18 protein-coding genes are annotated in these 17296 nt (G+C 49.8%); all 18 read left to right on the top strand.

What is annotated here, in order from left to right; translation table 11 throughout:
* Positions 1 to 15: 15 nt before the first annotated feature.
* Complete coding sequence (locus DUE52_RS12975) at positions 16 to 3120, top strand: TAT-variant-translocated molybdopterin oxidoreductase (RefSeq protein ID WP_114406438.1); 3105 nt, start codon at positions 16 to 18, stop codon at positions 3118 to 3120.
* A gap of 59 nt (positions 3121 to 3179) precedes the next feature.
* Positions 3180 to 4607 (top strand): NrfD/PsrC family molybdoenzyme membrane anchor subunit, encoded by a 1428-nt coding sequence (nrfD, locus tag DUE52_RS12970; RefSeq protein WP_114406437.1) that lies wholly within the window; start codon positions 3180 to 3182, stop codon positions 4605 to 4607.
* Between the two features lie 46 nt (positions 4608 to 4653).
* Positions 4654 to 5187 carry a DUF3341 domain-containing protein gene (locus DUE52_RS12965; RefSeq protein ID WP_114406436.1) on the top strand — a complete coding sequence of 178 codons (534 nt, stop codon included), beginning with the start codon at positions 4654 to 4656 and terminating at the stop codon, positions 5185 to 5187.
* 15 nt (positions 5188 to 5202) lie between these two features.
* Positions 5203 to 5811 (top strand): c-type cytochrome, encoded by a 609-nt coding sequence (locus DUE52_RS12960; protein ID WP_114406435.1) that lies wholly within the window; start codon positions 5203 to 5205, stop codon positions 5809 to 5811.
* A gap of 36 nt (positions 5812 to 5847) precedes the next feature.
* Positions 5848 to 7179, top strand: coding sequence for a quinol:cytochrome C oxidoreductase (locus DUE52_RS12955; protein WP_114406434.1), 1332 nt, complete (start codon positions 5848 to 5850; stop codon positions 7177 to 7179).
* A gap of 42 nt (positions 7180 to 7221) precedes the next feature.
* Positions 7222 to 8346, top strand: coding sequence for a cytochrome c oxidase subunit II (gene coxB / locus DUE52_RS12950; protein ID WP_114406433.1), 1125 nt, complete (start codon positions 7222 to 7224; stop codon positions 8344 to 8346).
* Positions 8347 to 8381: 35 nt separating this feature from the next.
* Positions 8382 to 10265 (top strand): cytochrome c oxidase subunit I, encoded by a 1884-nt coding sequence (locus tag DUE52_RS12945; protein ID WP_114406432.1) that lies wholly within the window; start codon positions 8382 to 8384, stop codon positions 10263 to 10265.
* Entirely contained in the window at positions 10240 to 11262 is a 1023-nt protein-coding gene (locus DUE52_RS12940) for a COX15/CtaA family protein (protein WP_114406431.1), read from the top strand. The genes DUE52_RS12945 and DUE52_RS12940 overlap by 26 nt, the downstream gene beginning before the upstream one ends.
* Before the next feature lies 1 nt (position 11263).
* Positions 11264 to 12151, top strand: coding sequence for a heme o synthase (gene cyoE / locus DUE52_RS12935; RefSeq protein ID WP_114406430.1), 888 nt, complete (start codon positions 11264 to 11266; stop codon positions 12149 to 12151).
* Positions 12152 to 12157: 6 nt separating this feature from the next.
* On the top strand, positions 12158 to 12748 hold the full coding sequence (locus DUE52_RS12930) for a cytochrome c oxidase subunit 3 (protein WP_114406429.1): 591 nt from the start codon (positions 12158 to 12160) through the stop codon (positions 12746 to 12748).
* A gap of 17 nt (positions 12749 to 12765) precedes the next feature.
* A complete protein-coding gene (locus tag DUE52_RS12925) occupies positions 12766 to 13542 on the top strand; it encodes a cytochrome c oxidase subunit 3 (RefSeq protein WP_114406428.1) in 777 nt (258 codons plus the stop codon).
* 18 nt (positions 13543 to 13560) lie between these two features.
* The gene (locus DUE52_RS12920; protein ID WP_114406427.1) at positions 13561 to 13890 is read left to right on the top strand and encodes a cytochrome C oxidase subunit IV family protein; all 330 of its coding nucleotides are present in this window, start codon (positions 13561 to 13563) and stop codon (positions 13888 to 13890) included.
* A gap of 1 nt (position 13891) precedes the next feature.
* Positions 13892 to 14581, top strand: coding sequence for an SCO family protein (locus DUE52_RS12915; protein WP_133299832.1), 690 nt, complete (start codon positions 13892 to 13894; stop codon positions 14579 to 14581).
* A 13-nt stretch (positions 14582 to 14594) separates the two neighbouring features.
* Positions 14595 to 15137: a DUF420 domain-containing protein gene (locus DUE52_RS12910; protein ID WP_114406425.1), complete on the top strand. Its 543-nt coding sequence runs from the start codon at positions 14595 to 14597 to the stop codon at positions 15135 to 15137.
* Positions 15138 to 15148: 11 nt separating this feature from the next.
* On the top strand, positions 15149 to 15433 hold the full coding sequence (locus tag DUE52_RS12905; protein ID WP_114406424.1) for a CAMCR motif-containing small membrane protein: 285 nt from the start codon (positions 15149 to 15151) through the stop codon (positions 15431 to 15433).
* 52 nt (positions 15434 to 15485) lie between these two features.
* A complete protein-coding gene (locus tag DUE52_RS12900; protein WP_262510990.1) occupies positions 15486 to 15767 on the top strand; it encodes a DUF983 domain-containing protein in 282 nt (93 codons plus the stop codon).
* A 114-nt stretch (positions 15768 to 15881) separates the two neighbouring features.
* Positions 15882 to 16469: an RNA polymerase sigma factor gene (locus tag DUE52_RS12895; protein WP_114406422.1), complete on the top strand. Its 588-nt coding sequence runs from the start codon at positions 15882 to 15884 to the stop codon at positions 16467 to 16469.
* Entirely contained in the window at positions 16450 to 17295 is an 846-nt protein-coding gene (locus DUE52_RS12890) for a hypothetical protein (RefSeq protein ID WP_133299831.1), read from the top strand. The genes DUE52_RS12895 and DUE52_RS12890 overlap by 20 nt, the downstream gene beginning before the upstream one ends.
* Position 17296: the final 1 nt, after the last annotated feature.

The following is a 17296-nucleotide window of genomic DNA, read 5'->3' as shown; positions in this document are numbered from 1 at the left end:
AATCAATAGGACTGTATGGAAAGTACAAATAAACGGTATTGGAGGGGACTGGAAGAGCTACGAAACGACGAATCTTTTGTAAAAAACGCGTATAAGGAGTTTCCAGAAGCCAATAGTGATAAATCATCTACCGAATCAGGAAGTATTGTCGACGGTATTGGTAGTGACCGTCGGGATTTCTTAAAAGTATTGGGATTCGGCATGGCCGCCGTGACACTGGCGGCCTGCGATACGCCGGTTCACCGTGCTATACCTTACATTAATAAACCGGAAAGCACCTTTCCGGGCATTGCCGATTATTATGCATCGACCTACAGTGAAGGGGGTGACTATATTCCGGTTTTGGTGAAGACCCGCGAAGGTCGGCCCATCAAAATTGAAGGAAATACGTCATCGACCATCACCAAAGGGGGAACGTCAGCACGGGTTCAGGCTTCCGTTTTGTCGCTGTATGATAACGACAAGCTGAAAGGCCCGAAACGCGGAGACGCCGACAGCGACTGGGCGACGATTGACAAGGAAATTCTGGGTCAGTTGCAACGGGGTGGAGCCATCCGCATCGTTTCGTCAACCCTGCTGAGTCCGTCGACCAAATCGGTGATTGCGGCTTTCATTGCCAAATACCCAACGGCTACGCACATTCAGTACGATGCCAATTCCGTCTCCGGATTGGTGCAGGCCAATCAGACGTCGTTTGGTCAGGCGGTGATTCCTTCCTACGATTTCAGCAAAGCCAAAACGATTGTCAGCGTTGGTGCCGACTTTCTGGGTAGCTGGATCGCTCCATTAGAATACACAGATCAATATATTTCAACCCGTAAAGTCGGCGCAAACGCTGGTAACAAAAAGGAAATGTCACGGCATTACCAATTTGAAACCGGTTTGTCGATGACGGGTTCGAATGCCGATTACCGGAGTCCCATCAAACCTTCGCAGGAAGGCCTGGTGGTTGCTGCGCTCTACAATAAAGTAGCGGCTAAATTGGGTGGTGCGCCGGTTAGCACGGCCGCTGTAGATGTTCCATACCTGGACAAAGCCGCTGCCGATCTGGCATCTGCCCGGGGTGCTGCTCTGGTTGTTTCCGGTTCAAACGATCCCAATGTTCAGGTGCTGGTCAATGCGCTGAATAACCTGTTGGGTAGCTACGGCGTTACGATCGATCTGAGTCGGCCGGTCAATTACCGCCAGGGTAACGATGCGGCCATGAATGCCTTCATCACCGATGCCAAGGCCGGACGGATTCAGGGCGCTATTTTCTACGCAGCCAACCCGGTTTACGATCACCCACGCGGTGCGGAGTTGAAAGAAGCCTTGCCAAAAATCGGCTTGTCGGTTTCCTTTGCCGATCGTTCCGACGAAACCGCTTCCCTCTGTAAATACACCTGCCCGGCTTCACATTACCTCGAATCGTGGGATGATGCGTCACCCAAAGCCGGTTTCTATAGCCTGACCCAACCGACGATCAATACGATCTTTAAAACCCGTCAGCCGCAGGTTTCGCTGCTGACCTGGGCCGGTTTGAGTCCGAATTACGAAAACTTTATCAAAAACTACTGGCGGACATCCATTTATCCACAGGCCGGTAGCGGATTGCCATTCGACCAGTTCTGGATTCAGTCGCTGCACAATGGTGTTCTGGAAGTGAATGCAGCGGTAGCGGGTGCTGCCGGGGCTTTCAAACCCGAAACGGTTGCAGCCGCAGCCGCTGGGGTTGCCCAAAAATACAAGCCAAACGCAACAGGATTCGAATTGTCACTTTACGAAAAAGTGAGCATTGGAACCGGTGCCATGGCAAACAATCCCTGGTTACAGGAATTGCCCGATCCGGTTTCAAAAGCCTGTTGGGACAATTACGCGTGTCTGTCGCAGAAAACCGCTACCGAACTCGGTGTCGAGCAGTTCGACCTGGTTTCGGTTGAAGTAACGGGCAAACCCGCCGTTGAGTTGCCGGTTCTGGTTCAGCCCGGGCAGGCCGACGGTACGGTTTCGATTGCCATCGGATACGGACGCGAGAAAGCCGGTAAATCGGCTGATGGCGTTGGTAAGAATGCTTACCCTTTGGCATCCGTTTCGGCAAATTCGTTGCTGTTTTCCGCAATGGACGTAAAAATTACCAAAGCCAGCGGAAGCCGTACGATCGCGCAGACCCAAACCCACGATACCGTGATGGGTCGCCGGGCGGTTATTCAGGAAACGATCTTAGCGGCTTACAAAAAAGATCCGAAAGCCGGTCGGTATTTTCCGAAAGTGGTCACGTCAGAAGGACCCGTTTCTCCTACAGACATTTCGCTCTGGAAAGGGTACGAAAAAACGAACCACTCCTGGGGTATGATCATCGACCTCAACTCCTGCACCGGTTGTGCCGCGTGCGTCGTGGGTTGCCAGGCTGAAAATAACATCCCGGTTGTGGGGCGGCAGGAAGTCATCAACCGCCGTGAAATGCACTGGATTCGGATCGACCGGTATTACAGCAGCGATGCCGAAGCCGAAGACCGGAAAGGCTTGGAAATTGCTTCCAACAATCCGGAAGTCGTCTTCCAGCCCATGCTGTGTCAGCATTGCTCCAATGCCCCCTGTGAAACGGTATGTCCGGTATTGGCAACGACGCACAGCGCGGAAGGGCTAAACCAGATGACCTACAACCGTTGCGTGGGGACCCGGTATTGCGCCAACAACTGCCCCTATAAAGTTCGCCGGTTTAACTGGTTCAAATATTTCGACAACGACAATTTCGACTACCACTACAACAACGATCTCGGAAAGATGGTCATCAATCCGGATGTGACCGTTCGTTCGCGGGGCGTTATCGAGAAGTGTTCATTCTGCGTGCAACGCATTCAGGAGGGGAAACTGACGGCTAAAAAAGAGCGCAGAAGACCCAAACCGGATGAGATTCAGGTAGCCTGTGCGCAAGCCTGCCCAACCGGTGGCATTATCTTTGGCGATATGAATGATCCGGAAAGCACGATTTCGAAACTGTTGAAAGAGGAGAATGAAGCCCGGGCTTTTCAGGTTCTGGAAGAAATCAACGTAAGACCACAGATTTCGTACCTGACCAAGATTCGGAACAAGGATGAAGAAGCCAAACCCGTTGCAGCCGCAGCCGGTCACGCTGAATAACGTCACCCCTGATTGTGTATTTCCAGTTTGTTAACTAGTAGCATTCAAAATTAACTACCATGCACGTTACATCACCCGTGAGAACCCCACTGGTAACCGGGGGCAAGACATATGCCGACGTGACGGAAGATATCTGCAAGCAGGTTGAAGGGAAACCGACCCGCGAGTGGACAATCGCTTTTGTCATTTCGTTTGTCGTATTGATTTACGGCACCTGTTGCGTATTCTGGACCTGGTGGGAAGGTCTGGGCGTCTGGGGCTTGAACAAAACCGTAGGCTGGGCCTGGGACATTACCAACTTTGTGTGGTGGGTCGGCATCGGTCACGCGGGTACGCTGATCTCTGCCATTCTGTTGTTGTTCCGGATGAAATACCGGACCTCGATCAACCGGGCGGCTGAAGCCATGACCATCTTCGCCGTTCTTTGTGCGGCCAGCTTTATTCTGATGCACATGGGCCGCCCCTGGCTGGCCTATTGGGCATTACCGCTGCCGAACGCTTTTGGTTCGTTGTGGGTAAACTTCAATTCACCGCTGGTGTGGGACGTTTTCGCCATCAGTACGTATTTCACCGTATCACTGGTTTTCTGGTACATGGGTCTGGTGCCGGATTTGGCGACCATCCGCGACCGGGCAACGAGCAAGGTGTCCCGCTATATTTACGGTGCTTTTTCATTGGGCTGGAATGGCGGGGCTAAAACCTGGGCTCGCTACGAATACATCAGCTTGATTCTGGCCGGTATCTCAACGCCACTCGTACTCTCGGTTCACACCATTGTAAGTATGGACTTTGCTACCTCGGTTATTCCGGGCTGGCACACGACCATCTTCCCTCCTTACTTTGTTGCGGGCGCTATCTTCTCCGGTTTTGCCATGGTGCAGAACCTGATGCTAATCACGCGGGTCGTTTTCAAACTGGAAGATTATATTACCTTCGAACACATCGAGTCGATGAATAAAATCATCACGCTGACCGGTTCGATTGTAGGGGTTGCCTACATTACGGAGTTCTTTATTGCCTGGTATTCAGGTGTTGAATACGAACGGTATGCGTTCCTGAACCGGATGTTAGGTCCGTACTGGTGGGCTTACTGGGCCATGATGACCTGTAACGTAATTTCTCCGCAGTTGTTCTGGTCACGGAAAATCCGCCGGAGTGTGACGTGGACGTTCGTATTATCGGTCATCGTAAACATCGGGATGTGGTTCGAACGGTTTGTAATTATCGTAACGTCACTGCACCGCGATTACCTGCCATCAAGCTGGGCGATGTTCTCACCCACCATGTTCGACATTGGTGATTATATTTTCTCCTTCGGATTGTTCTTTACGCTGTTCCTGCTGTTTGCCAAATTCCTGCCGGTAATCAACATGTTCGAAGTGAAGGCCATCATCCGGTCGGCGTCTGAAAAGTTGCCGAAGTCGGTATCGGGCGTTGCCAAAGGCGAAAGCGTAACAAGCCCGACCTTCAATAAAAACGTCGAGTAACTGGGAGTACATTAACTGAAGAACTGGTTCAAATTTTATTATAGCAATGTCTCATCATAACGATAGCGCAAAATTTCTGGTAGGCGTTTACGACGACGATGAAGTCGTTCTGAAAGCCGTTACCGAAGTCAAAAGCGCGGGTGTCCGGATTCACGAAGTCTATACTCCTTTTCCTATTCACGGGCTTGATGTCGCATTAGGTCACCCCCGTACCCGCATCGGGATTGCTGCATTCCTGTTTGGTCTGACGGGCTTTCTGACGATGGTGTCGTTGACGTATTATACGATGGGCTACGATTGGCCCATGATTATCGGTGGTAAAGATAACTACGCCTATCCGGCTTATATACCGGTGATGTTTGAGTTGACCGTTCTGTTTACGGCGCTTGGCATGGTAGGTACGTTTCTGGTATCCAACGGTTTAGGTCCCACAGTGAAACCACTGATGTTTGATCTGCGCAGTACGGATAACAAGTTTGTGATGGCAATCGATCTAAGCAAAAACAGGCAATCGGAAGTAGAGATTGCCTCAGTTTTGCGGGCATCGGGTGCGGCAGAAGTAAATGTAAAACAATTTTAATCCGACTGACGACACATGAAGTTTACGCGACTAAACCGCTCTCTTCTGGTGATGGCAGCCGCCATGCTAACGATAACCGCCTGCAAGCGGGGTCACGACAATCCGGGCAGCCAATTTGCCCCCAACATGTACGAACCGGTCGGTTATGAGCCATACAAGCAAGTAGATGGTTTCAAAACTCCTTATAGTAAAACTGGTACGGCTTTGTGGCTGCCCGTAAAAGGAACCGTATCCCGGCGTAATTACAATACGGCGTTTGGGGATGGTGACAGTACGACGAGCGACCTGATGATTTATAACATTCCTGCCGATAGCATCGAGATTGCCGAACGGACGCTGGTTAACCCCATTCCGCTGAACGAGAAGACGCTGGCCGAAGGGAAAGAATATTACACCCGTTTCTGTCAGCATTGCCACGGTGAAGCCGGCAAAGGCGATGGTCTGGTGGCTGCCCAATACAAAGGGGTTCCGAATTATGCCTCCATGTCGGGTATGAAAGAAGGACACATCTTTCACGTGATTACCCACGGTAGAAACCGGATGTGGCCGCACGGTTCTCAGATAACGCCCGAAGACCGCTGGAAAATCGTGCATTATGTCCAGAAATTACAAAATGGGGGTTAAGTTGTACATAGAAGACTCATTATAGTTTACAAAGGAATGGCTCATACACATTCAATCCCGTCTCTTGACGAACAATTTGAATTTACAGCCGAAAGCAAACGCCGGTTAACCATCGGGATCATTGCTGGGGTTGTACTGGTTGGCATTGGTGCCTATCTGGCGGCAAAAGGGGGTGGCGGACACGAACACGTCGAAGCGGCTCACGGTGCTGCCGGACACGCTGCACATGGTGAAGCAGCCCATGCTGCGGCTGGCGGACATCATGAATACAAGTGGACGACCCGTCTGTGGGCCAACGTCTGGGTAAACAGTGTTTATTTCACCGGAGCAGCCGTCATCGGTATGTTTTTTATCGCCTACAACTACCTGGCACAAGCAGGCTGGTCGGCGGTTTTCAAACGCGTTCCGGAAGCCTTACCGGCCTTCTTGCCGATTACGGGTGTCATCATGTTGATTACCTTCTTTGTCGCCGGCCACGATTTGTTCCACTGGACGCACGAAGGACTGTATGAAGTAGGTGGGCCGGAGTACGATCCGATCATTGCCGGAAAAAAAGGCTTCCTCAATACGCCGTTTTTCGTAGGCCGTATGATCTTTTACTTTGTGGCCTGGTATGCTTTGTGGCGGATTGTCCGTAAATTCTCTCTGGACGAAGATCTGGAAGGCGGAACGGAGTATTACGAAAAAAGCATTAAGTATTCGACCGCTTTCCTGGTTGTTTTTGCGGTTACGTCATCGACCTCAGCCTGGGATTTGATCATGTCCATCGATACGCACTGGTTCAGTACGATGTTCGGTTGGTATACCCTCGCAAGCTGGCACGTAACGGGTCTGGCCATCATCACCCTGGTGGTTGTCAGTCTGCGTGAAAAAGGCTATCTCAAGGCCGTTAACGAAAGCCATTTACATGACTTGGGTAAGTTTATGTTTGCCTTCAGCATCTTCTGGGCCTATGTCTGGTTTGCCCAATTCATGCTGATTTATTACGCTAACTTACCGGAGGAAACCATTTATTACCGGGAACGGTTTAGTGGGTATGGCGGTATCTATAAGGCCCCGTTTTTCATCAATATCTTCCTTTGTTTTGTCTTTCCATTCCTGGTATTAATGACACGGGATGCCAAGCGGACGCCTATCATTTTGAAAGTTGCTTGCTGGGGAATTCTTGTTGGTCACTATTTTGACTTCTACACGAATATTATGCCCGGAACGGTGGGAGAGCACGGCGGATTTGGGCCAATCGAATTCGGAATGATCCTGATTTTTGCCTGTGCCTTTATATGGTCGGTATCTGCACAGTTGGCGAAGGCAAACCTGATTCCCAAAAATCACCCGATGCTGGAAGAATCTTTGCACCACGATATTTAAGAATCGGTACCTTTTCGTATTCAAATTCATTCACAGATTGCTATGGTTTACCTTGTAGGACTGTTGTCGTTAGTATTTCTTGTACTGGCTATTCTGGTACTGACGCGATTGACCTCTGTTTTAAAAGGCGTCAATGGTGATACCCCAACCCAGGAAAGCGAAGGTGCAAGTGTAAGCAACCGGGTTAACGGGCTTCTATTTCTTGTCTTTTTTGTAGTGGGGGCAGGCGCAGCCGCCTGGTCGTTTATTCATGCTTCACAATTTTTTCTGCCCGAAGCGTCCTCTCCACACGGTCGGCATACAGATAACCTGTTTTGGTTAACGATGTCGGTGATCACCATTGCTTTCGTGGTGACCAATGCACTGTTGTTTTACTTTGCCTTTAAATACCAGTACCGGAAAAATCACAAGGCTACCTATTATCCGGAAAACCACAAGCTGGAGTTGATCTGGACGGTTATTCCGGCTGTAGTGATGGCTTTGCTGGTATTTACCGGCTGGCGTGCCTGGCGGGACATTACCAAAGAAGCCCCGGAAAACGCGCTGGCTATCGAAATCGTTGGGAAGCAGTTTAACTGGGAAATGCGGTATCCGGGTGTCGACAACGACAAGTTGGGTAACTACAATTACAAACTCATCGATGCGGCCAATAGCCTGGGAATCGACCTGGAAGATGAATCTTCGTTCGACGACGTAACAGTATCCAACGAAATGCACATTCCGGTGAATCGCCCGGTTCTGTTGAAAATCCGCGCCAAAGACGTACTGCACAGCGTTTTTATTCCACACATGCGGGTGAAAATGGATGCTGTACCGGGAATGCCGACACGGTTCTGGTTCGTTGCGGACAAAACTACCGAGCAGATGCGGAACGAAACAGGCAACCAGAATTTCAAATACGAAATTGCCTGTACGGAAGTTTGCGGTCAGGGACACTTCTCCATGAGAACCACCTTGATTGTTGAAGACGAAGATTCCTATAACAAATGGATGGCTGAACAGAAACCGTGGTTGACCAAAAACCCGGAATATCTGGCTCGTGTTCCGGAGAAACTGAAAGCGAAGGCCGCCAAATACGCACCGGCCGATGCTGCAGCACCTGCCGACAGCACCGCAGCACCCGTTGAAGAGGGAGTGGGGGCAACAACCAGTGCATCGTTGCGATAACCAATTAACCTAAAGATTCTATAAAACCATACACTATGGCAACCGTTGAAACGAACGCAGCATCATCGGCGGTTCATGTTGAAGAACATGACCACCACGAAGAGCTAAGTTTCCTGAGGAAATATGTGTTCTCGGAAGACCACAAAACGATTGCAAAACAATACATGTTTTCGGGCATTTTCTGGGCGATCATTGGCGCATCGCTTTCCGTTCTGTTCCGGTTGCAATTGGGATTTCCGAACATGACGCTGGAGTGGCTTCGGCCTATTCTGGGTGGCTGGATCGATGAATCCGGTAAGCTTGATAAAGAATTTTATTTGGCCCTGGTAACCATGCACGGCACCATCATGGTGTTCTTCGTGTTGACCGCCGGGTTGAGTGGTACGTTCAGTAACTTCCTGATTCCGTTGCAGGTAGGTGCCCGCGACATGGCGTCCGGTTTCCTGAACATGCTTTCCTACTGGTTTTTCTTCCTGTCCAGCGTTTTGATGTTCTCGTCATTGTTCATTGAAACAGGACCGGCATCCGGTGGCTGGGTAATCTATCCCCCGCTGAGTGCCTTACCACAGGCGATGTCCGGTTCCGGTCTGGGTATGACGCTCTGGTTGATGAGTATGGCGATTTTTATAGTCTCGCAATTGTTGGGTGGGATCAACTATATCACCACGGTAATTAACCTGCGGACCCGCGGGATGTCGTTCAGCAAAATGCCGCTGACCATCTGGGCATTCTTATTAACGGCTATTCTGGGCTTGATTTCATTCCCCGTACTGTTATCGGCAGCACTTCTGCTGATTTTCGACCGGAGCATGGGAACGAGCTTCTACCTGTCTGAAATTTACATTGGCGGAGAAGCGCTGCCAAACATTGGTGGCAGCCCGATTCTGTTCCAGCACTTGTTCTGGTTCCTGGGTCATCCCGAAGTATACATCGTATTGCTCCCGGCATTGGGAATCACCTCCGAAATTATCGCTACCAATGCCCGCAAACCGATCTTTGGCTACCGGGCCATGATTGCGTCCATGATCGGGATTGCCTTCCTGGCGTTTATCGTATGGGCTCACCACATGTTCGTAACCGGGATGAATCCATTTCTGGGATCGATTTTCATGTTCCTGACGCTGATCATTGCGGTTCCATCGGCGGTAAAAGCGTTCAACTACATCACGACGCTGTGGCGTGGTAACATCGTCTTTACCCCGGCCATGTTGTTCTCAATCGGTCTGGTATCTTTCTTTATCTCGGGTGGTTTGACCGGTATTATTCTGGGAAACAGTGCCCTGGATATCCAGTTGCACGATACCTATTTCGTAGTCGCTCACTTTCACCTGGTAATGGGAGCGGCTTCGGCCTTTGGGTTCCTTGCGGGGGTGTACCACTGGTTCCCGAAATTCTTCGGCCGGATGATGAACCCGACACTGGGTCACATCCACTTCTGGCTCACGTTTGTCGGCATCTATCTGGTGTTCTTCCCGTTACATTACATCGGTATTGCCGGTTTCCCGCGTCGCTATTATTCATTCACCACCTATGAAGCCTTCCGTACGTTCGGAGATCTGAATATGTTTGTGAGTATCGCGGCCATTTTCACCTTTACGGCACAGTTTATTTTCCTCTGGAACTTCTTCTACAGCATTTTCAAGGGGAAGAAAGCTGCACTCAATCCATGGAATTCGAACACTTTGGAATGGACGACTCCGCTGCATCCGGGACATGGTAACTGGCCGGGCGAAATTCCGGCGGTTTATCGCTGGCCTTATGACTACAGCAAACCGGGTGCAACCAGCGATTTCATTCCGCAGAATGTTCCTTATTCCCAAACTCCGGAATCGAATCTGCCCCACGAAAATGCACTGATTGCCCTGGAGAAAGAGATTGAGGCACAGAACTACAATGACCAGTTCAAGCAGCCTCACTAATCAACGTGAGCACCTGTTCCGGCGCCTGGCCCTTCTGACCGTCATCACCATTTACCTGCTCATTCTGGCGGGGGGGATTGTTAGAAGTACCGGTTCCGGAATGGGTTGTCCAGATTGGCCCCGGTGTTTCGGACGATGGGTTCCTCCCACTGATGTATCCCAACTCCCTCTCAACTATCAGGAAATCTACGGAGCCAAACTGAAAGGAGAAGTGGAGTTTAATCCGGTTAAAACCTGGATCGAATACGTCAACCGCTTGCTGGGTGCCTTTGCCGGTTTGCTGGTTTTTGCCCTGCTCCTGGTTTCGATTCCTTACCTGAAGAACGATAAACGTGTTTTTTACTGGAGCCTCGTCTCGTTCGTGCTGATTGGTCTGAACGGCTGGCTGGGTTCCCGCGTCGTCGCAACAGAATTGGCACCCTATTTGGTGACCCTGCACATGTTGCTGGCCATTCTGGTGGTGTTTGCCCTGCTCTATGTTATGGCAATTTCATATACCGGGCGGGTCAACGTTGAACCGGTTAACCGAAACAAACGGGTAGTGAATCAGATTTTGCTCTGGGCTATGGTCTTTTCCGTGGTTCAGGTGTTGATTGGAACCCAGGTGCGCGAATCCATTGACGAAGTCATTCAGCGATTGGGGTATAGTGAGCGGTATCGGTGGATTGATAACCTGGATTTTCGTTTTTACATTCACCGGTCTTTCTCGTTGGTCATACTGGTGTTTCACCTGGCGGTTATTTACCAGTTGCGCAAACACACAACTACCAAAGGGCTTCTTTCTCAACTGATTACGGCTTTGATGGCTATGGTTGTGGTTGAGATTCTGACGGGTATCGTGTTGGCGTATTTCGCGGTTCCGGCAGCGGCTCAGCCTATTCACCTTACGTTGGCCATTGTGATACTGGGTTTGCAATTTATCGCACTTCTGGTGCTGAACGCCGACCAACTATTAAAAAATCGGGCTGTTCAACAGCCTACTTATTCAAAATTATAGAATGCAACAAACCAAAACCATTGGTATCAGTGCGTTTGCATTAAAAGGAAAAGCGTACTTCGATTTGCTGAAATTTCGGTTGTCAGCTTTTATCGCTTTATCCGGCATGTTTGGCTACAGCCTCGCCGTCACCCGGATTGACTGGCTAAAGCTGGGATTATTGTTCGTTGCCTCGCTGGCAATGACCGGTTCGGCAAACATCATCAACCAGATTATTGAGAAAGAATACGATAAATTGATGAAACGGACGGCGGGTCGGCCTTTGCCAACCGGTCGGCTAACGGTTCAGGAAGCCGCCATTTTTGCGTTTGTCCTCTTCGTCGTTGCTTGCTATTTGTTCATTGTCGTTTTTAACCTGCGGGCGTGTGCGCTCTCGGTGCTTTCTTTGTTGCTGTACGGGTTTGTCTATACCCCTCTGAAGCGGGTCGGCCCCATTGCGGTTTTCGTGGGTGCTTTGCCGGGCGCATTTCCACCCATGATTGGCTGGGTTGCTGCGACGAATCACTACGGTCTGGAACCCGGCATTTTGTTTGCCATTCAGTTTTTCTGGCAGTTTCCGCACTTCTGGGCCATTGCCTGGGTGGCCGATAACGACTATAAAAAAGCCGGTTTCAAACTGTTGCCTTCAACGGGTGGCAAGGACGAAAAAACGGCTTTGCAAATCATGATTTATACCCTGTTTCTGTTGCCGGTTGGCTGGTTGCCCTACGAATTGGGTATGACGGGGATCAACTCGGCGATTGTTGCGATGGTTTGCGGAATTCTATTTCTGACTCAGACGTTTTACTTAATGAGAAAACGGACGGACAAGGCGGCTTTACAGATTATGTTCGGATCATTCCTGTATTTGCCGATTGTTCAAATTGCCTTCTTGTTAGACAAATTGTAACAAACTATGAGCGAACTAGTTAAAGTTTTGCCAGTGGCGGAAGAGCCCGAAGAAACCTTATCGATGAACCCAAAAAAGTTCATCGTCTGGATGTTCGTGGTCAGTATTGTGATGTTGTTTGCGGCTATGACGAGTGCCTACCTGGTTCGTCGGGCAGAAGGAAACTGGCTGGAGTTCAAAATGCCGGCTATTTTTATGTACAGCACAGTGGTGTTGCTCATTAGCAGCTTTTCCATGCATTGGGCGTACCGGGCCGCAAAAAAAGATGATTTTGGGACCCTGAGAACAGCAATTTCTATTACTTTTGCGTTCGGGCTGGCGTTTTTGGTGATGCAGTTCATAGGCTGGAAAGATCTGGTGGCTCAAAATGTGTATTTTGTCGGCAATCCATCCGGCTCGTTCATGTACGTTTTCACCGGACTTCACGCGTTTCACCTGGTTAGCGGTTTGATCGTGCTTCTATATGCGCTGCGGGCTTCTTTTCAGTTGAAGATTCACGCTAAAAATCTGACCCAACTTGAAGTTTGTATGACCTACTGGCATTTTTTAGATATCTTGTGGGTCTATCTGTTTGGTTTTTTATTGTATTTTAATTGATTCAATTTCCGTAAAGCATGGCTGCTACTGCAACAACCGAAGCACCGGTGTTCGACAAGAAAACCTGGATGGGCGGTGTAGAACCGATGAAAGTGAGCTACGGTAAGCTCATGATGTGGTTCTTCCTGATTTCCGATACCTTCACCTTTTCTGCCTTGCTGGTAACCTACGGGTTAATCCGCTTCAGTTTCCAGGCATACGATCCGGCCATCCACGGAGAGTTTCATTTCTCAAACCTTTACTGGCCCATTCCGGAGAAGGTTTACGAAGCCGTACCGTTTCTCCACGGCATCGAGTTGCCGCTGGTTTTTGTCGGTATCATGACTTTCATTCTCATTTTCTCATCGGTCACGATGGTATTGGCCGTAGAAGCGGGTCACCGGATGGACAAAGCGGCCGTAGAGAAATATATGCTGTGGACCATTTTGGGCGGTTTGACTTTCCTGGGTAGCCAGGCGTGGGAATGGGCTCACTTTATTCACGGAACCGACGAAGGAACGGTTATTCGGGAGATCGTGAACGGGCAGTGGGTCGAACGCACCATTTTTGGGGCTAACCTCACCGAGAACCAATACGGCCCGCCGGCTTTTGCGGATCTGTTCTTTTTCATCACCGGTTTCCACGGAACCCACGTGTTGAGTGGCGTCGTACTGAATATTCTGATCTTCTACCGGACGGCATTCGGCTTGTATCAGCGTCGTGGACACTACGAAATGGTTGAGAAAGTAGGTCTGTACTGGCACTTTGTCGACCTGGTTTGGGTATTTGTCTTTACCTTCTTTTACCTGGTATAAACTTTCTGAGATACAATCATGGCAGATCATAGCTCACATCATCACGATACGGAACCCGGCGTTATTGCGGAACCGCAAACCAAGGCCATTTGGAAAACCTTTATTATCCTGTCGGTTCTAACGGCTTTTGAATTCCTGATCGCTTTTACGATAAATGCCGGTTTTCTGAAAACGTCAATTTTCGTTTTGATGACCATCGTAAAAGCCTTTTACATTGTCGGTGAATTTATGCACTTAAAACACGAAGTTAAATCACTCATCTGGGCAATCATTTTGCCTTGTATCTTCGTGGTTTGGTTGCTGTTGGCTCTGTTGATGGAGGGTGGCTTCATCTTCGTGGCACGATAAAATGGCGCGTCTTATAAAGGCCGGAATCCTCCTGTTCTTGTTGGTGGTTCCGGCTTTTGTTTTTATTTTCCTCAAGGTATTCGGACACAATCAGTTTACCCTCCAGACCTTTTTTCCGGTAATCGATGCCAAAACCGGCAAGATTGAAACCCGTCCCGCCGACAAACCCGGTTGGGGGAAAGAAGCACAGGATACGGTTTTCTATACCCTACCCCCAATTGTCGGGACTTTACCCGATCAAAAACCGTTCTCCACGACCGCTCTCAAAGGCAAACTTTACGTTGCTTCGTTTTTGGGTCTGACGTGTGACAGCACCTGTGCGAAGGTGGCCAGCCAGCTCAATCGGGTGCAGGACATCTTTTCCCAGAAACCGGACGTCAGGCTGGTGTCATTTGTCGATGCCAATTCGGTAGCCAGGCAGGTCATGGCGTCAAATGATGTAGAGCCTGAAAAATGGCTCATTGCCAAGCCCGATACGCTGGAAACCACCTTCCTGGGAGAACAATATTACCGGATTAAACAGCGCCCCATGACCGGCCGGAAAAACGAAACTTTTACGCTCTACGAGGGGTTGGTATTAGTAGACCACGAAGGCCACATCCGAGGCTTCTACAACGGAACCGATAAAGCGGATGTAGACCGGTTGGTTCTGGAAATCAGAGTGCTACAAGATATTTATTCCAATCAATAGGCTCCTGCATCGTATGGTAACCTTGCAAATTGAACAAAGTAAAAAATACAGCCGCCTGATCAACATTCTGGCGATTGTGATTCCGGTAGTGGTGGCAGTTCTGTTAGGAATTCGCCAAAAAGTGGATCTGGGCAATTGGACTACCTACCTGCCACATATCAATGCCGTCATCAATTCAGCCACAGCGGTTTTGTTGCTGGCGGGCTTTTATTTCATCAAACAGAAAAACATCGCAGCCCACCGGGCGACCATGCTGGCCGCTTTTACGCTGGGCTTTCTTTTTCTGCTGAGTTACGTCTTATACCACCTGTCGAACGAGTCAACGCCTTTCGGTGGAGAAGGCTGGATTCGGCCGGTTTATTACTTTCTGCTAATCAGCCACATTAGTTTGTCCATTGTCGTGGTGTGGTTTGTGCTTCGGGCGGTTTATTTTGCGTTGAGCGGGCAGATTGCCAAACACAAGGCCGTTGTGAAGTGGGCATTTCCCATCTGGTTGTATGTCAGCATCACCGGCGTTGTCGTTTATTTACTGATTGCTCCTTATTACAATCATTAATCCATTGGGCTATGAAAATCTGGAAAAGCTTTTTGGCACTTGGCGTACTGTATATGCTGACCCTCACCAACACCTTTGCCCAATGTGCGATGTGTCGGGGAACAGTGGAAAGCACGATGAGCAACGGTCGTAACCAGGTTGCAGTGGGCTTGAATACCGGTATTCTCTATTTGTTGGTAACGCCGTATCTGCTGGTAGCGATCATCATCTTTCTTTGGATAAGAACCAGCAAAAAAGAACATGGCAAACGTCTCGCAATTGCAAGCCGTGTCCGGGGGGCTATGTCCCAGATGTAGACAGGGAAAAGTTTTCAAATACCCGGTTTACAACGTACGGCGGTTTGATGAAATGTATGAGCATTGTCCGCACTGCGGTTTGCGTTACGAAATTGAACCCGGTTATTTCTGGGGGGCCATGTTTGTCAGTTACGTTTTGTCGGCTGGTGTTGCCCTCGTACTTGGCTTTTTGATTTTCTACGGACTCAACGACCCGGGCGGCTGGACCTACGTGCTGATCATTTGTCCGGCACTGGTTCTGATTACTCCCATCAACTTCCGCATTTCCCGAATCGTCTGGCTTCATTTTGTATCGGGGATCTATTACGAACCCGGCAAAACGTCTGAATTTTAAACTTCCTCAAGCCCGGTCAGTCGACCGGGCTTCTTTTTTGAATAATTTCAACCCACCATGCAACCTCGACCAACCCGGTTTGCATCTTGTTCCTGAAAACGATTTTTAACCGGCATGATTCGACGATTACTCGGCTATTCAACGGAAATGCAGCTCATAACGGCACTGCAACGGGCGGACAGCCGGGCGCAGAAGGCGTTGTTTGAGCGGTATTCGTCGAAAATGCTGACGATCTGCGTCCGCTACGTCTCCAACCGTTACGAAGCAGAGGAGATACTGATGGACGGTTTCATGCGGGTTTTTGAAAAAATCGGGCAGTATAAAAGCGAAGGTAGTTTTGAAGGCTGGATTCGACGGATCATGGTGAATGAATCCCTGATGTATCTGCGAAAGAACAAACAATGGCGGGCCGAAATTGCGCTGGAAGATGCCGCACCCGAAGCCGACACCACGTTTGCCGATCAGGATTTGATGGCCGAAGACCTGATGAATCTGCTCGAACAATTGCCAGCCGGCTACAAAACCGTATTCAATCTCTACGCCATCGAAGGGTACAGCCATGCCGAAATAGCCGAATCATTGGGAATCACCGAAAGTACCTCCAAATCGCAACTGCACCGCGCACGGGCTCTCCTGCAACGGTTGCTGACGCAGTTGGATGTAAAAAAAAAATCAATAAGTTATGAGCCAGCATCCTATTGACGATCTGTTTTCCAGCCAGTTAAGGGACCACAGGGTAAAACCGGAACGGGCTTCGTGGGAAGAACTACAACGCCGAATGAACGCGAAGGAAGAACGCAAAGCACCGTTTGTCTGGTGGTATGCGTCGGCCGCCAGCGTAGGCGTACTGCTGTTGGCGTCGTGGTGGTTGTGGTCGGGTGATGAAACCGTCAAAACCGGTCCGGCAACCACCCGGGTAGCACAGCAGACACCGAAAAAGGCAGCACCGGGCCAGAAACATGTACCATCGAAAACCGACCTGCCATCAGCAATTGAAGAAGAGGAAAAACCGGTCATCGCGTTTGAAAAACCTGCGACTCCCCGGAGCAATAGTCAACTAGAAGACAGCCATCAGGTTGTACAACGGGCTTCGCGAGTTGCACAGGAACTGGTGATGACTGAAAAACCGTCCGTTTCAGTTCCGCTGGAAGAGGTTCGGAAGCCGGAAGCGTTGCTAGCTGCCGAAGAAGCTCCCAAACCGGCTGAGCGAACACTGGTGGTTCAGATGGCGGCTCCCGAAATCAAACCAACCGCTCTGGTTGCGTCAATGGAATCCGAAAACACTGCGTTTACGGAACGTACGGATGAAGATCAGCCGAAGAAAAAACGCTTCCGTTTGGGCCGGGTGCTGCGCCAGTTCAACAAGATAAAATCCGGTGAACCCGTCGAATGGGAAGACGTGGGCGTTCAGCCGGGTGCGTTGCTAGCCCGGGCGTCGGAGCGGGTTCAGGAAGGAAAAGAGAAGATTTCCAATTCGTATGAGAACCTGCGCTACAGTGCATTCAAGAAAAATCCAAACAACAAATAGA

It is taken from the genome of Larkinella punicea, from assembly GCF_003334855.1.
Taxonomy (GTDB): domain Bacteria; phylum Bacteroidota; class Bacteroidia; order Cytophagales; family Spirosomataceae; genus Larkinella; species Larkinella punicea.
This window is presented reverse-complemented; position numbering and strand designations above follow the sequence as displayed.

Coding starts and splice junctions, on each gene's coding strand:
- DUE52_RS12975 (WP_114406438.1), top strand. CDS start 16: ATGGAAAGTACAAATAAACGGTATTGGAGGGGACTGGAAGAGCTACGA.
- nrfD (WP_114406437.1), top strand. CDS start 3,180: ATGCACGTTACATCACCCGTGAGAACCCCACTGGTAACCGGGGGCAAG.
- DUE52_RS12965 (WP_114406436.1), top strand. CDS start 4,654: ATGTCTCATCATAACGATAGCGCAAAATTTCTGGTAGGCGTTTACGAC.
- DUE52_RS12960 (WP_114406435.1), top strand. CDS start 5,203: ATGAAGTTTACGCGACTAAACCGCTCTCTTCTGGTGATGGCAGCCGCC.
- DUE52_RS12955 (WP_114406434.1), top strand. CDS start 5,848: ATGGCTCATACACATTCAATCCCGTCTCTTGACGAACAATTTGAATTT.
- coxB (WP_114406433.1), top strand. CDS start 7,222: ATGGTTTACCTTGTAGGACTGTTGTCGTTAGTATTTCTTGTACTGGCT.
- DUE52_RS12945 (WP_114406432.1), top strand. CDS start 8,382: ATGGCAACCGTTGAAACGAACGCAGCATCATCGGCGGTTCATGTTGAA.
- DUE52_RS12940 (WP_114406431.1), top strand. CDS start 10,240: ATGACCAGTTCAAGCAGCCTCACTAATCAACGTGAGCACCTGTTCCGG.
- cyoE (WP_114406430.1), top strand. CDS start 11,264: ATGCAACAAACCAAAACCATTGGTATCAGTGCGTTTGCATTAAAAGGA.
- DUE52_RS12930 (WP_114406429.1), top strand. CDS start 12,158: ATGAGCGAACTAGTTAAAGTTTTGCCAGTGGCGGAAGAGCCCGAAGAA.
- DUE52_RS12925 (WP_114406428.1), top strand. CDS start 12,766: ATGGCTGCTACTGCAACAACCGAAGCACCGGTGTTCGACAAGAAAACC.
- DUE52_RS12920 (WP_114406427.1), top strand. CDS start 13,561: ATGGCAGATCATAGCTCACATCATCACGATACGGAACCCGGCGTTATT.
- DUE52_RS12915 (WP_133299832.1), top strand. CDS start 13,892: ATGGCGCGTCTTATAAAGGCCGGAATCCTCCTGTTCTTGTTGGTGGTT.
- DUE52_RS12910 (WP_114406425.1), top strand. CDS start 14,595: ATGGTAACCTTGCAAATTGAACAAAGTAAAAAATACAGCCGCCTGATC.
- DUE52_RS12905 (WP_114406424.1), top strand. CDS start 15,149: ATGAAAATCTGGAAAAGCTTTTTGGCACTTGGCGTACTGTATATGCTG.
- DUE52_RS12900 (WP_262510990.1), top strand. CDS start 15,486: ATGTATGAGCATTGTCCGCACTGCGGTTTGCGTTACGAAATTGAACCC.
- DUE52_RS12895 (WP_114406422.1), top strand. CDS start 15,882: ATGATTCGACGATTACTCGGCTATTCAACGGAAATGCAGCTCATAACG.
- DUE52_RS12890 (WP_133299831.1), top strand. CDS start 16,450: ATGAGCCAGCATCCTATTGACGATCTGTTTTCCAGCCAGTTAAGGGAC.